The following is a 12,438-nucleotide window of genomic DNA, read 5'->3' as shown; positions in this document are numbered from 1 at the left end:
ACCGGGCGCTGCAACTGGCCAGCGCGCGAGACAACGACGAATACTTCGCGTCGGCAACCTCGTAGTCAACGGGCTTTGAGGAGCTATCCGCAGGAAATATTCGCCCAGCAATCGCTCGCCCTATCGGCGGGATTTGGAGGCGAGCCCAGTCTCCGGCGTTACGCAATCAGGCGGCCAGTCGAGAAAATGACCGCCTGCACGGCCCCGCTCGTGAATCAATCCAGCCCGAGCCTCTTGCGCAGTTCCGTATTTTCCGCGCGCAACTTTTCCGCCAGACGCTTGCGAAGCTTCTGGTTCTCCTCTTCGAGCTGAACAAGATCTGCCAGCTCATCGCTGGCCGGAGCCGGCTTCTCGTTCTTCTGAACAGCTGGCGTCGCGCTCCGCTTCCAGTTATAGTAGGTCTGCTCCGATATGCCGGCAGTCTTGATCGCGTCCTTGAGGCTGCTCTTTCCTTCGGTGACTGCCGTCTCGATCAGCTTGAGCTTGCCGGTTTTTTCCTGCTCGCTATATGCCCGTGGCTTGGTGACCTGCGACTTTGCAGCATCTGCCTTTGATGCAGATCGCGCCGGTTCGACGGCCGTCGTCGGGCGCTGTGGCGACCTCTGCTTCTTGGCAGCAGGTGTTTTTGCCTCCACCTCCGTCGTCTCAACTGCAGCAACCGGTCCTATGTTGTTCTCATCAGCCATCATTATTTCCCCTCTATTTCATCGCCTGTTCTCGGCTGAACGGACTATAGAGTCAACACTACCGCCAGCCTCATCTTTGCGGGCAGTCGAACGTAATTGGACGCGCTCGAGATGGCATGCAGGAGACAATCTGACGGCGCGTAAGATCGCTGAAGCATAGTGCTTCTCGATTGGGTCACTCGATTTCGTAAATCGCGGCGTTGTCCTGCACCTCGCGCAGCCCCTTGTATGACGAGTGCCTGAGCTTGCCGTCGTGCGTCCATGCCCGGTATTCGATCTCAGCAATCAGCGTCGGCTGCACCCAGACAATGCCCTTCGATCGGTCCTTGTATTCGACGGGCGGCTTCTTCACCGTCAGGCGATCGAGCATAGAGCGCAGCGCCCATGCGACACTTTCCTTGAAGCCGGTCCCGACATTCCCGACATAGACGAGCCCATCGCCCTTGCGCGCCGCAAGCAGCAGGGAGCCGATTCCGGCCCGCGCGACCATGGACTGCTCATAGCCGACGATCACAAAGCTGTCGCTCTGGAGGCATTTGATCTTCAACCAATCGCCGAGGCGGCCGGAGCGGTAAGTGCTGTGCCGGTTCTTGGCGATGATGCCCTCGAGGCCGTGCGCGCACGCGGCAGCAAGCAGTTGATCGCCGTCTGCCTCGACCTCTTCGGAAAGTCGAATGTCGCCCTCCTTGCCGGCGACCAGGTCTTCGAGCAGATGACGCCTGCCGGACAATTCCACCTCGGTGAGGTCATGTCCATCGAAGTAGAGCAGGTCGAAAGCCATGAAGAGTGCTTCGCCGGACGTGCGTTTGCCGCCACGCCCGCCAAGCGATTGCTGCAGCAATCCGAAATTCGGCCGCCCCTGCTCGTCGAGAACGACTGCCTCGCCGTCAAGTATCGCAGTAGCTACGCCGAGCTGCTTTGCGGCTTCTGCGATTGCCGGAAAGCGATGCGTCCAATCATGCCCGCCTCTCGTGATGATCCGGACGCGCCTGGGTTCGATGTGCACCGCGAGACGATACCCGTCCCATTTGATTTCGAAGACCCAGTCTGGTCCCTTCGGCGGCTTCGCTTTTGCAAGTGCCAGACATGGCTCGATGCGCGCGGGCATGGAATCGAGGGGAAGGTTCGGCTGGGCCGGATCTCGCGGCCTGCGGGCTCTTGAACGAACCGGCATATCGGTGGCGAGCAGCGGTTTTGGTGGCGGAGATTTGACCATCCGACGATTACATCAGGGAATGCATAAAAAGAAAATGGCATTTGAGATGATGGCATCGGAAGAATACAAGCCGAAATGCAAATGGTCGGACGCATGGCCGATGGCGCAATCAAATTCTTAACGCCTAGAAAATTGCAGGGCTTGCCGATTGCCGACGAGGTCGCGGCGGAGCGGGCTCAGAGATGTCTCTCCACGTAGCCGTTTAGAAAGTCCCATCTCATGCCGAGCGGCTGCCTGACCAGATCGTAATGATCGTTGAACCGCTTGATCAAGGAGCCCTCCAGGTCCGGATCCCACATCGTCGCCTCATAGCCCAAACGGCCGCTGGCAAATACCGAAAACTCTCTGAGCCCGAACGATCTTTCGTCATCCGCGCGCACGCGCTCGATAAACTCATCGGTAAGAGCGATAATTTGGTTGTGCATGATATTCGACATGACCAGACCTGCACGTTGCGAGATGGCGAGATGGCGAGATGGCGAGATTTTAGCAACTTTCGGTCTGACTTGTCATCTTAGAGCGAGCATCCCGAGTTGTTCCGAATTTCGGACTGTATGGCGAGCGTGACCCGGGCGGGCAAAGCGATTGGAGGAGGGATATGAGCCCGCCGAACTCCATCTCAAGCATGGCGTCATGCTTTTGCATCTGCATTCGACGAGGTCCGAGAGGCCGGCGGTCGTTCATTAGGATGCCGGCAGCTCACTCCGACCGTCTTAAACGTTGATCAGAGCGCGCTGACGTTTTCCGCTTTCGACTTTCCAGTTTTGCGGTCCTGGCCTAGCTCGTAGCTTACCCTTTGTCCTTCTTTCAAAGATCCGCCTCGTTGCAGAGCGGAGACATGCACAAATACGTCCGTCCCGCCATTCTCGGGGGTGATGAAGCCAAAGCCTTTGTCTTCGTTGAAAAATTTTACAGTCCCGGTAGGCATGAAAGCTCCTGATGATAGGGCGGCCGATTGCCGCGCCTGTAAATCTATAGTGCAATCTTCTCGCTATCAATGGCGTGTCAGATTTCGCTGTTAAGTAGCCGGAGTTTTCTGGAGCACTTAGCCGCCCACGCGGGGCCTTTCGTGCTTGGGGTCGATGCTGGCGAAGGTGTCGGTTGGCACTTAAACGTAAGAATGCGGCTGTTGAGATCTAATTTGGCAGATAATTTGAGATTCGCGGTGAAGAAAATCTCAAACTAAGTGCGACTCCGAAGACGTCCGCGTCTGACGTGCGCAGGCCCAGATGTCATTGAAAGTGTAGCCAAAGTGATGGTGCCTAACATCTCGTGCCGCGCGAAGTTCCAGACGCAATGTTCAAAAAAAGCCCCGCTGTCGATCGGCGGGGCAGAGGAAAGTGATGATCTCGCCGCGCAAAATGGCGGCTCTCTATTACATGGGTGAGACGATCTGCCGGTAAACCAGCCTGAAAGTATTAGTGCGATTTCGCACAAAAGCGGTTGCCGATGCGCGAAGAATTGAGGTGGATCGCGCAGCGACGTGCAAAGGGCGTATGCACGGTCATGGGATGGTGGGGGCCGCACGATCCAGTCCACCCAACGTTCGAGAAGGTCGAATGTTCCTTGGTTGTCCTCTTCATACTCCTCGTCGGTATGGCGATGGGCGTCACCTTCACTGATGCCATCCGGCGGCTAGGGGATCGTTCGCGGGAGGTAGCGGGAACTTGCGCGGCGTTCGTGAAAGGCGATTGGCAAAAAAGAGCCCCGCGGTCGATCGGCGGGGCAAAAGGGAAAAGTGACGAATACCGCTCATAGGGGTGCGCGGCCCTTATAAAATGGGCGAGACTATCTCCCGGTAAATTAGCCCAAAGGTATTAGTGCGGTTCCGGACAAAAAACGGCCCTGACAGACGGGGTGTTCAGCACAGGGCCAGGTCGCCGGCCGGATGCGCGTTTGTGGATGGCCGCGCAATCCGCGATTTCAACGACTTAACTGCCGAGAGCGTTCCGCCAGCACACAAAAAGCCTTCCGTAAGGTAAGATACCAATGCGTGAAGAATCGAGGTGGACCGCGCAGCCACGTGCAAAGGGCGGAAGCACGGTTACAGGAGAGTTTGGCCGCACGATCCATTCCGCTGAACATTTGGCAAGGTCAAATGTTCCTAGTCGTCGGCTTCAAAATCCTGATCGGCAATTTCATCGTCGAGAACTTGGATATCCTCGCGAATAATGCTGCCTGAGGCGCTGCCTAGAAGATCAACCAGTTCACAGTAGTCAGCCATCGGCTTGCAACACTCTCAGCAACTCGCCGCCAATTGGCAAATTTTTAGCGCAACTTCCAACGACCTTTCGAATGCTGGTACCGGCAGAAACTCGTAACGTGAATGGAAGTTGTAGGCGCCGGTGAAGAAGTTCGGTGTCGGTATCCCTCTGGCCGAGAGGACCGCGCCATCGGTGCCGCCGCGCATCGGGATCACTTTTTTCTCGATCCCGAGATCCTCCATGGCATTGAAAAGAAGAGCGACGGCACGATCGTCGCGAGCGAGGCTCGTGGAGATGTTTCGATAGGTGTCGGTGACCTGGTAGCGGACATTCCCGGTGGGATAACGTGATCGCATTTGTTCCGCGACCTCGGCGATCCGGCGTTTTCGCCGATTGAAGCCATCTGTGTCGAAATCCCGGATCAATGCCGTCAATACTGCCTCGCTGTCGGTGGCGGTGAGGTCCTTGAACCAGAAAAAGCTCTGGCGTTCCTCCGTGCATTCAGGCGTCTCCTCGCGGTCGAAGTGGGAGATGAAGTCCATCGCCATCAGCAGCGGATTGACGAGCGTTCCCTTTGCGGACATCGGGTGCGCACTGACGCCGGTTAAGACGATCTCGCAGGATGCAGCGTTGAATGTCTCCAGGACCACCTCGCCAAGTTCGCAGCAGTCGATCGTGTACGCAAAATCACAAGGGAAGCGGGAGAGGTCCAACGCCTTGGCGCCGCGCAATCCGATTTCCTCGTCCGGCACGAAGGCGATGAAGACGTCGCCGTGGCCGACCTGCTGATCGAGCCGGGCAAGCATCGTCATGATGATTGCGATGGCGGCCTTGTTATCCGCACCGAGCACGCTGGTGCCGTCACCGACGATGATGTCTTCCCCCAACCAGTCAAGAACTTCCGGATGTTCGGCGACCCGGAGCCAGATGTCTTCTCGGGCGTTGAGGCAAAGGTCCTCGCCTTCGAAGCGAAGGATTTGTGGGCGGACGAAGGGCGAGAGGCCGACATCGACCGTGTCGAGATGCGCGATGAAGCCGATCCGTGGTACCTCAGACCGGTTGCCACGTTTGACTCCCGTCACGATGGCATGCTCGTCGATGAGGACGTCCTCCAGTCCTACGGCGCGCATCTCGTCGACGAGCAAGGTGGCAAGAGCAGCCTGTCCGGGTGAGGACGGCAAGGATTGCGAGCGGCCGTTGCTTTGGCTCTCGATCGCGGCATAGCGAAGAAACCGGCTGATGAGTTCTTCCTGAACTTCCATGTTCATCATCCTCGTCCTGAAGAAGTTCCGGCCCTTGTCGGCCGACGTTTTTATCTGAGATGGGCCGGCTCACTGCCGCTTCCGCTGTCGTGGTGGACAGCGGAGCTAACCAGTGAACTCCTTGGTACGGCGCGCTGCAGGCTAAAACCTGATGACACCGACATCGCCGGAAACCTCGATGTCGACGCCGAGCCTCGCCGATTGTTCCGAAAATCGGCGCAATATCCGTTCGGCGCTTTTGCCTGCTGCGAGATGCGGCGCCAGACGACGTTCCAGCACCCCGTCAGTCAGCGCTTCATCGCCTCCGATGATGACGGGATGAAGCGTGATCTCGATAAGTCGGTTGTCTTCGCCGAACGAGCATAGGCCGATGACGCTCTCCCAGACTTCGGGTGCCGTCCAGGTCGACTTCTCCGAACGCACGTGGAAAATGAAATTCCCCAGGCTGTAGAAGATCGGCCGACCCCGGTAGACCTCGATCGGCTGGAGAACGGGCGCACCGTGGCTCACGAACATGGCAGCACCAGCATCGATGCATCGTTTGGCAACGCCACTCACCCAGTCGGGGACCTGATACCAGTCGGACGCCCAATGGTGATGGTGGAGATAGGCGACCACCAGAGATCGGTCGGCGGCCGCAGCCGCGATCGAGGCGAGGTTCCTGGCAAGATCGGCCTCATCGATCTTGACGCTGCGTCCGAACCTTTCCGATCGCCTGAAGACCGCACGCGCACTACGCCGCGCCGATCTGGATGACCTTCAAGCAGGCCATCGAACTGGGTGGCCATGTCCGCAAGGGCGAGAAGGGCGCGCCGGTTGTCTACGCGGACACAATGCGGCGCACCGAAACTGACGAGGCCACGGGCGATGAAACCGATCGGGCCATTCCCTTCCTGAAGGCCTACACAGTCTTCAATGTCGAGCAGATCGAAGACCTGCCGGGACACTTCTACGCCCGCGCCGAAATCATCCGGAACCTGGATGAACAGAATGAAGGTGCCGAGGCCTTCTTTGCCGCCACGCGGGCAGACATCCGCCATGGTGGCGATTGCGCCTACTACAGCCCGGCACTCGACTACGTTCAGATGCCTGCTTTCGAGGCCTTCCGTGATGCGCAGTCCTACTACGCCACCCTGGCCCACGAGCTGACGCATTGGACACGGCATGCGACCCGGCTTGACCGGGATTTCGGCCGCAAGCGCTTCGGCGATGACGGCTACGCCCGCGAGGAGCTCGTGGCCGAGCTGGGTGCCGCGTTCCTCTGCGCTGACCTGGGCCTGCGCCTTGAGGATCGTGCCGACCATGCGGCCTATATCGGCCACTGGCTGGCTGTCCTGAAGGAGGACAAGCGGGCGATCTTCACCGCCGCTGCGCATGCGCAACGTGCCGCTGACTATCTGGCGCACTTCAGTGCCGCCCGGGAGACCGCCGTGTAAGCGGCGGTCTTTCGCAAGCATGGCAGAATCCTCGCGGCTCATGACAGTCCGCCCGGCAGTTCCTGCCACTCGTCTTCGGGCTTCTGGACAACCGTCGGCTTGCGGTTGACGATGCCGTTCATCATCTCATCGCAAAGGGCGAGCCGCGCCACGATGGCCGCAGCTTCCTTGCGGCCCATCACTTCGGCAATGTCGAAGCGCTGGCCGAAATACTCGAACGCCACGATGAAGGCGGCGCTGTAGTACCGCGTGATGGGCTTCGCCTGACCTTTGACGGAACCCTGGCGCTGCTGGAAGTCGAGGTCGTCATTCTCAGCGCGCGTCTTGTCGTGCTCCAGCAGCACGAAACGATGCGTATGATGGCGGTCGAATGTGCGCCACTGGCCGTTCCAGCTCATCCCAATGCTGGTTTCCGTGAAGCGGACTCTTGCGACTTCCCGGGCCGTCTCGCGAAAGCAGAAGCTGATCGGGCCTTTGGCAACCACACCCGCAGCCATCACGCACCCGAGCAGCGTGTTGAATTCCTGAATCATGTAGATCGTCATCCCGCGGGGGGCCGTCTTGAGTTCGGAGAGGTCAAAGTTGTGCCGTTCGAGCACGCGGCCCATCGCCTGATAGTCGAGCAGCTTTCTATGACGGCGCGTGGTTGACAGAACACCCGCACGCTCGTTCGGCGGTCGCTCGAAGAAATCGCGCGCCGCCTGTTCGATCACCTTGCCGATATGCGCGGTGTCGGTGGTGCGCTGCAAGCGACCCGCATTCGTGAGCATCGCCAGCTCCAGGGCGAACGGATCATCCTCGCCCGCATTCGTGCGTTCCTGGCGGCGGAGTTCCCGCCGGAATCGCTGCCGAGCGTGGAGGAAGCGCTGGCGCTGGCGGCGCAGCATCGCAAGGCGCGGGAGGCGTTTGCGAAAGCGCGCGAGGACGGGCAGGAGCAGGAGCAGCTGGCGCGGGCGCAGGAAGGACGGCGCGCGCGGCAGCAGGAGCGCGCGGCGCTGATGCAGGCGCATCGGGGTGCGCGGCAGGTGCCGCACGCCGAGTATCTTGCCGATGTGGCCCGCGTCCGGCAGCAGCGGCAGGAGGCGCGGCCGACGGGGCTGGCGGCGTTCCTGGGCCGCGTGACGGGCGTCAGCGCGATCATTGATCGGGTGCAGCGCTACAGGGATGCGCAGAAATATCTGGCGTTTCGAGAGCGCAAGCAGGCACTCGGTGAAACGCAGCGCGGGCAGGCAGAGGCCTTGCAGCGCCGTCATAAAATGCAGGTGCTGGATATGGCCCGCAAGGTCAAGCCTCTGGGCGCGGTTGAAGCGCGGGAGCGCCGGGCGCTTGAAGAAAGGCGCGTGCGCGAGCAGCGGATGGTGAATCGGGCCCGGCATGAGCACATGCCGGCATTGAACCTGGAGCTTTCGCCGCGTGGGCGAAGGCGTCGGTGCGCAAGGCTAAGAACCGGTATCAGGACTCGCTGCGGGAGCGCGAGGAGCGCCAGCCAGTAAGCGGGAGCGGGATGAAGAGCGGGAGAACGAGGTGCTGCATGAGGGCCATGGCGCGGGCCGTCGAGGACGCGCTGTCGCCGCTTGATCTGCGCGCGGCGTGTAGCGCAGGAGCATCTGCTACATCGCTGCCCGCGGATTCCGGTCAGGATGGTGCGCGGCATTAGGGCGCGTCCCGCCTGCGCCGGACTTCGGCGGGTCAGGTTCTAGGCTTTTGCCCGGAGCCCCGCTGCCCGGTCTCCGCCCTTGCGGGTGACGACCCTTCGCGCAGGTAAAGAGGGCTCGGGAGCCCACCACCAAAGCACGGCCGGATTGTGCTTCGTTGTCTCAGCCGTCACCCCTCATCGGTGAGGGTGACGGATGGCTCCAGACGAAGCAGGTAAATTTGCCAACTTATGAAAACGAGAATAGCGCAAGCCTTTGCTTGCTCTCGACACGATGAATCCGCACTATTGGCCGCTACGGGGGAATCAATGAGCCTGAACATAAATAAAAGCTATAAAGCTATTCTCGACGGCGCACGGCAGGGCCGATTTGTAACCTACGGAGATGTCGCGGCTGCCAGCAATGTCGAATGGCGGATCGCCCGACGCCCGCTGCCCTTGCAGCTCGACCAGCTTGTCAAAATTTCACATGACCGTGGCTGGCCACTGATCTCGGCCATCGTCGTCAACAAGAACAATCTAGACACGGGGAAATTGGAGGGAGAGTCCCTCACCGGGTTCATTAGCGCCGTCAAAAAACTTGGCATCCCGGTCAACGATCCGGAGGCATTTCTGCGAGAGCAGCAGCAGGCCGTCTTTGAATGGGCAAAGACGGCACCCGATGAACTGGCCGTCGAGATCGACGATGATGATGATCCTGGCGGGCCTCGCTTTGTTCGGTATTTCGGCCCTGTGCTTTCCGCCCTTCAGTCCTTTGGCGGGAAAGCAAACCCCGAACAAGTTTTTGAATGGATCAAGGAAAACCTCGATGTTCCGGCGGATGAGATCACCGCTGTCACGAAGGGCGGCCAGTCAAGGTTTGAAAACAAGGTCGGCTGGGCGCGTTTTTATCTGGCCAAAGCAGGGCTGATCGACGGCAGCAAGCGGGGTGTATGGGCTCTTACACCCGAAGGACTTGAAACAACTTTGACTCATGCGCAGGCGCTGGCCCTGTTCAAAGATGTTCGCAAGCAGTTCAGCACCACCGATGATGAAATCGATGAACAAGCAGCGCCTGACATAGTTGCCGGACACGAGCTGTTTGCCGATCCGGAGCGGCAGTTCTGGTTTGTAGGAGCCGCGTGGGGAGGCAACGACGACCAGACGGAACGCTTTTATTCTGAAGGCATCTGGCAGAACGGCTTGCACAACAAGTTCACCGACGAAATCCGGCGCATGAAGGCCCGCGATAAAATCGCCATAAAATCCTCCTTCGTACGCAAGCACAATCTGCCATTCGATAACCGCGGCCAGCCCGTGTCCTGCATGCGCATCAAAGCGATCGGGACGATCACCGAAAACATGGGCGACGGAAAGACCGTCAAAGTCGATTGGGAAGTGCTCGATCCGCCGCGCGACTGGTTCTTCTACACCTACCGGGTGACGTTAGTCGAAGCCGATCCCGACGACGAGATGGCGCGCAGGCTGGTCGCCTTCGCCTTTGCCGGTGCCAAACAGGATTATGATTTCTGGATCAAGCAGCCATACTTTGCGAAGAAGTACGGCCCGGAGCAGGAGACCAACACCCTCCACGAGCTCTTCGACAACGATGTTCTTGAGACCGAAGAGGAAGCAGCAGCGCCATCTTACACGGTCGACAACATCATTGATGATGGCTGCTTCCTGGCACGCGAGGAGATCTACCGGATTCTGGGCCGCGTCGAAAGCAAGCGCAACCTCGTGCTGCAAGGGCCGCCCGGGACTGGCAAGACATGGCTGGCTAAACGGCTTGCCTATGTCCTGCTCGGATCAAAAGACCCCAAGGTCACGCGCGACCGGCTGCGCGTCATGCAGTTCCATCCCTCTTTATCCTATGAAGATTTCATCCGCGGCTGGCGTCCGTCGGGTGATGGCAAACTCGCCTTGATCGACGGCGTGTTCCTTGAAATCGTGGAGGCCGCGAAAGCCGAACCCGATCGGCCTTTCGTCCTCGTGATTGAGGAAATCAATCGTGGAAATCCGGCGCAGATTTTCGGGGAAGTGCTGACGCTTCTTGAGGATACCAAGCGCTACCGGGAAGAGGCCATGGAACTCGCCTATCGGCGCGCGCCTGGCGAGCGGGTTTATGTGCCGCGTAATCTCTATGTCATCGGCACAATGAATATCGCCGACAGGTCGCTGGCCCTCGTGGACTTGGCGCTTCGTCGCCGGTTTGCGTTTGTCGGCCTTGAACCGCAGCTCAATGGGCTCTGGCGCGCATGGTGTGTCAACAAATGTGGTCTGACAGACGATTTCGTCGCGCTTGTCGAAAAGCGCATGAACACTCTTAACGAGGAGATCGGCCAGGATCGTGCGCTAGGGCAGCAATATCGGATCGGTCATAGCTATGTCACGCCTTCTGGCGCTCTGACAGGATATGCGCAGGATTGGTTTAGGCAGATCGTTCGCACGGAGATCGTGCCGCTGCTCGAAGAGTATTGGTTCGACGCGCCAGAGAAGGTCAACGCAGCACAGCAAAAGCTGCTCGCAGACCTATGATGCAGGCCGGGACGATTGAAACGCCAGCAGCAGAAAGCCGCCTGATCGCGCGCATCCCTGTTCGCAACATCTGGCTGCTCTTTCTTTATGCCCACAATCTTGCGCGATTCCATGGACGGCATGAAGCTGCAGTGGAGGAGGCGCCGGACTTCCCTTCCTTGATCGCCAGGATTCTCTGCTACGCGGTTGATCGGCGTTTACGGCGGAATCTGAGCCGCGGCTATGTGCAAAAACAAGCGGTACTCACGCGCGTAAGAGGGCGCATCGACATTCTCGATACTTTCGCAGGTGATCTACTGAGCAAGGGCATGATCGCTTGCCGCTTTGAAGAGTTCACGTTCGACACGCCGCGCAACCGTCTTGTGCGTACCGCCTTGGACGCTCTCGCAAGCCGTGTCGATGATTGGGTTTTGGCCCATGATTGCGGGCGTCTGGCTGGTGACTTGGGGGGGCACGGCGTAAGCGGGCTGCCACCCTCCCGCGCCGAGTTGAGTGCAGACCGTATCGGCCGGCACGATGCCGACGATCTGTTGATGGTGACCCTTGCAAGGCTGGTGTTTGAATTGGTGCTGCCCACTGAGGATTCAGGCGGCCATGCGCTGACCCGTGTCGACAAAGATGTCGTGCTTGTCCGTCATTTGTTTGAGAAAGCGATCGGCAATTTCTACGCCATCGAGCTGCCACAGCTCGGCTGGAAGGTTTACCAGGGAAAGTCTCTGAAATGGCAGATTGACTCCGAGACCCCGGGGATCGCGGCGATAATGCCAGGGATGATCTCTGACATCATTTTAGAACGCCCGGCGCTAGAGCAGCGCCTCATCATCGATACCAAATTCACGTCCGTTTTTGGCCGGTCGCAACACCGCGCCGCCGTTTTGAAAAGCGGCTACATCTATCAGATGTACGCCTATCTTCGCAGCCAGGAACGGGCGGAGGATGCGCTCTCTCTGACCTCTTCGGGATTGTTTCTTCATCCGACCGTGGACGGTGATGTGGATGAAGCGGTGAGCATTCAAGGACACAATATCCGCTTCGCCACAGTCGATCTCTCGCAGCCTGTATCGGCCGTTCTGGATCGGCTCCGTGGACTCGTCCCGTCTCCGGGCAAGACGTAAAGATGGGAGAAAAAATGAACTACGGTGACATCCCGAAGACTGTGCTGGCTGCCATGCGGCAAGCCGCGGAAGACGGCTGGGGCGATGAGGAAGACTTGATCAAGGATGCTGTCGCCACGGAGGTGGACGCGTATCGCGCTTTGCAGGTTTTCGATTTCGGGGCGGCAGTTAGCGTCAAGAAAGAGATTCTAAAGCATGTGAACGATCTCACCGATAGCTGGGAGGAGCGTCTTTCGCTGGCAGAGGATGAGATTGCTGCATTTAAGGAACTTCAGGAATTGTCGGAAGACGATCTCCCCAAGAAGCTTGTCGCCGAAGCTAACCATATAGTATGGCGGTTCTGGTAAG

9 protein-coding genes and 2 pseudogenes are annotated in these 12,438 nt (G+C 58.9%); 4 read left to right on the top strand and 7 right to left on the bottom strand.

Annotated elements, in window-relative coordinates; translation table 11 throughout:
* Positions 1 to 215: 215 nt before the first annotated feature.
* The 6 genes and pseudogenes from ACZ9BX_RS21110 to ACZ9BX_RS21085 form a co-directional block, all read right to left on the bottom strand.
* On the bottom strand, positions 216 to 686 hold the full coding sequence (locus tag ACZ9BX_RS21110; RefSeq protein WP_087006347.1) for a transposase: 471 nt from the start codon (positions 684 to 686) through the stop codon (positions 216 to 218).
* Between the two features lie 175 nt (positions 687 to 861).
* The gene (gene ligD, locus ACZ9BX_RS21105) at positions 862 to 1,902 is read right to left on the bottom strand and encodes a non-homologous end-joining DNA ligase (RefSeq protein ID WP_132568958.1); all 1,041 of its coding nucleotides are present in this window, start codon (positions 1,900 to 1,902) and stop codon (positions 862 to 864) included.
* A gap of 176 nt (positions 1,903 to 2,078) precedes the next feature.
* Entirely contained in the window at positions 2,079 to 2,339 is a 261-nt protein-coding gene (locus ACZ9BX_RS21100) for a hypothetical protein (RefSeq protein ID WP_132568959.1), read from the bottom strand.
* A 287-nt stretch (positions 2,340 to 2,626) separates the two neighbouring features.
* A complete protein-coding gene (locus tag ACZ9BX_RS21095) occupies positions 2,627 to 2,830 on the bottom strand; it encodes a cold-shock protein (RefSeq protein ID WP_132568960.1) in 204 nt (67 codons plus the stop codon).
* Between the two features lie 1,311 nt (positions 2,831 to 4,141).
* Positions 4,142 to 5,368, bottom strand: a complete 1,227-nt coding sequence (gene pepT / locus ACZ9BX_RS21090) for a peptidase T (protein WP_476220157.1) — start codon at positions 5,366 to 5,368, stop codon at positions 4,142 to 4,144.
* Between the two features lie 141 nt (positions 5,369 to 5,509).
* Positions 5,510 to 6,100, bottom strand: a pseudogene (locus tag ACZ9BX_RS21085) (CapA family protein); the annotation flags it as partial.
* A gap of 2 nt (positions 6,101 to 6,102) precedes the next feature.
* Here ACZ9BX_RS21085 and ACZ9BX_RS21080 point away from each other — a divergent pair.
* A pseudogene (locus ACZ9BX_RS21080) lies at positions 6,103 to 6,804 on the top strand (ArdC family protein); the annotation flags it as partial.
* Between the two features lie 38 nt (positions 6,805 to 6,842).
* On the opposite strand, the gene ACZ9BX_RS21075 reads toward ACZ9BX_RS21080, so the two are convergent.
* Positions 6,843 to 8,180, bottom strand: coding sequence for a hypothetical protein (locus tag ACZ9BX_RS21075; protein ID WP_132568882.1), 1,338 nt, complete (start codon positions 8,178 to 8,180; stop codon positions 6,843 to 6,845).
* A gap of 509 nt (positions 8,181 to 8,689) precedes the next feature.
* On the opposite strand from ACZ9BX_RS21075, the gene ACZ9BX_RS21070 reads away from it, so the two are divergent.
* Genes ACZ9BX_RS21070 through ACZ9BX_RS21060 form a run of 3 tightly spaced genes read left to right on the top strand, consistent with a single transcriptional unit; the run spans position 8,690 to position 12,437 of the window.
* Positions 8,690 to 10,975, top strand: coding sequence for an AAA family ATPase (locus ACZ9BX_RS21070; RefSeq protein WP_132568883.1), 2,286 nt, complete (start codon positions 8,690 to 8,692; stop codon positions 10,973 to 10,975).
* Entirely contained in the window at positions 10,972 to 12,090 is a 1,119-nt protein-coding gene (mcrC, locus tag ACZ9BX_RS21065; protein WP_132568884.1) for a 5-methylcytosine-specific restriction endonuclease system specificity protein McrC, read from the top strand. The genes ACZ9BX_RS21070 and mcrC overlap by 4 nt, the downstream gene beginning before the upstream one ends.
* A gap of 14 nt (positions 12,091 to 12,104) precedes the next feature.
* Positions 12,105 to 12,437 carry a hypothetical protein gene (locus ACZ9BX_RS21060; RefSeq protein ID WP_132568885.1) on the top strand — a complete coding sequence of 111 codons (333 nt, stop codon included), beginning with the start codon at positions 12,105 to 12,107 and terminating at the stop codon, positions 12,435 to 12,437.
* Position 12,438 lies beyond the last annotated feature (1 nt).

This window comes from Rhizobium sp. USDA 3886, from assembly GCF_056279785.1.
Note: the sequence above shows the minus strand (reverse complement) of the source record. Positions and strands in the feature narration are given on the sequence as shown.

Coding starts and splice junctions, on each gene's coding strand:
- ACZ9BX_RS21110 (WP_087006347.1), bottom strand. CDS start 686: ATGGCTGATGAGAACAACATAGGACCGGTTGCTGCAGTTGAGACGACG.
- ACZ9BX_RS21060 (WP_132568885.1), top strand. CDS start 12,105: ATGAACTACGGTGACATCCCGAAGACTGTGCTGGCTGCCATGCGGCAA.
- pepT (WP_476220157.1), bottom strand. CDS start 5,368: ATGGAAGTTCAGGAAGAACTCATCAGCCGGTTTCTTCGCTATGCCGCG.
- ACZ9BX_RS21075 (WP_132568882.1), bottom strand. CDS start 8,180: ATGCCGGGCCCGATTCACCATCCGCTGCTCGCGCACGCGCCTTTCTTC.
- ACZ9BX_RS21070 (WP_132568883.1), top strand. CDS start 8,690: ATGAAAACGAGAATAGCGCAAGCCTTTGCTTGCTCTCGACACGATGAA.
- ligD (WP_132568958.1), bottom strand. CDS start 1,902: ATGGTCAAATCTCCGCCACCAAAACCGCTGCTCGCCACCGATATGCCG.
- mcrC (WP_132568884.1), top strand. CDS start 10,972: ATGATGCAGGCCGGGACGATTGAAACGCCAGCAGCAGAAAGCCGCCTG.
- ACZ9BX_RS21095 (WP_132568960.1), bottom strand. CDS start 2,830: ATGCCTACCGGGACTGTAAAATTTTTCAACGAAGACAAAGGCTTTGGC.
- ACZ9BX_RS21100 (WP_132568959.1), bottom strand. CDS start 2,339: ATGTCGAATATCATGCACAACCAAATTATCGCTCTTACCGATGAGTTT.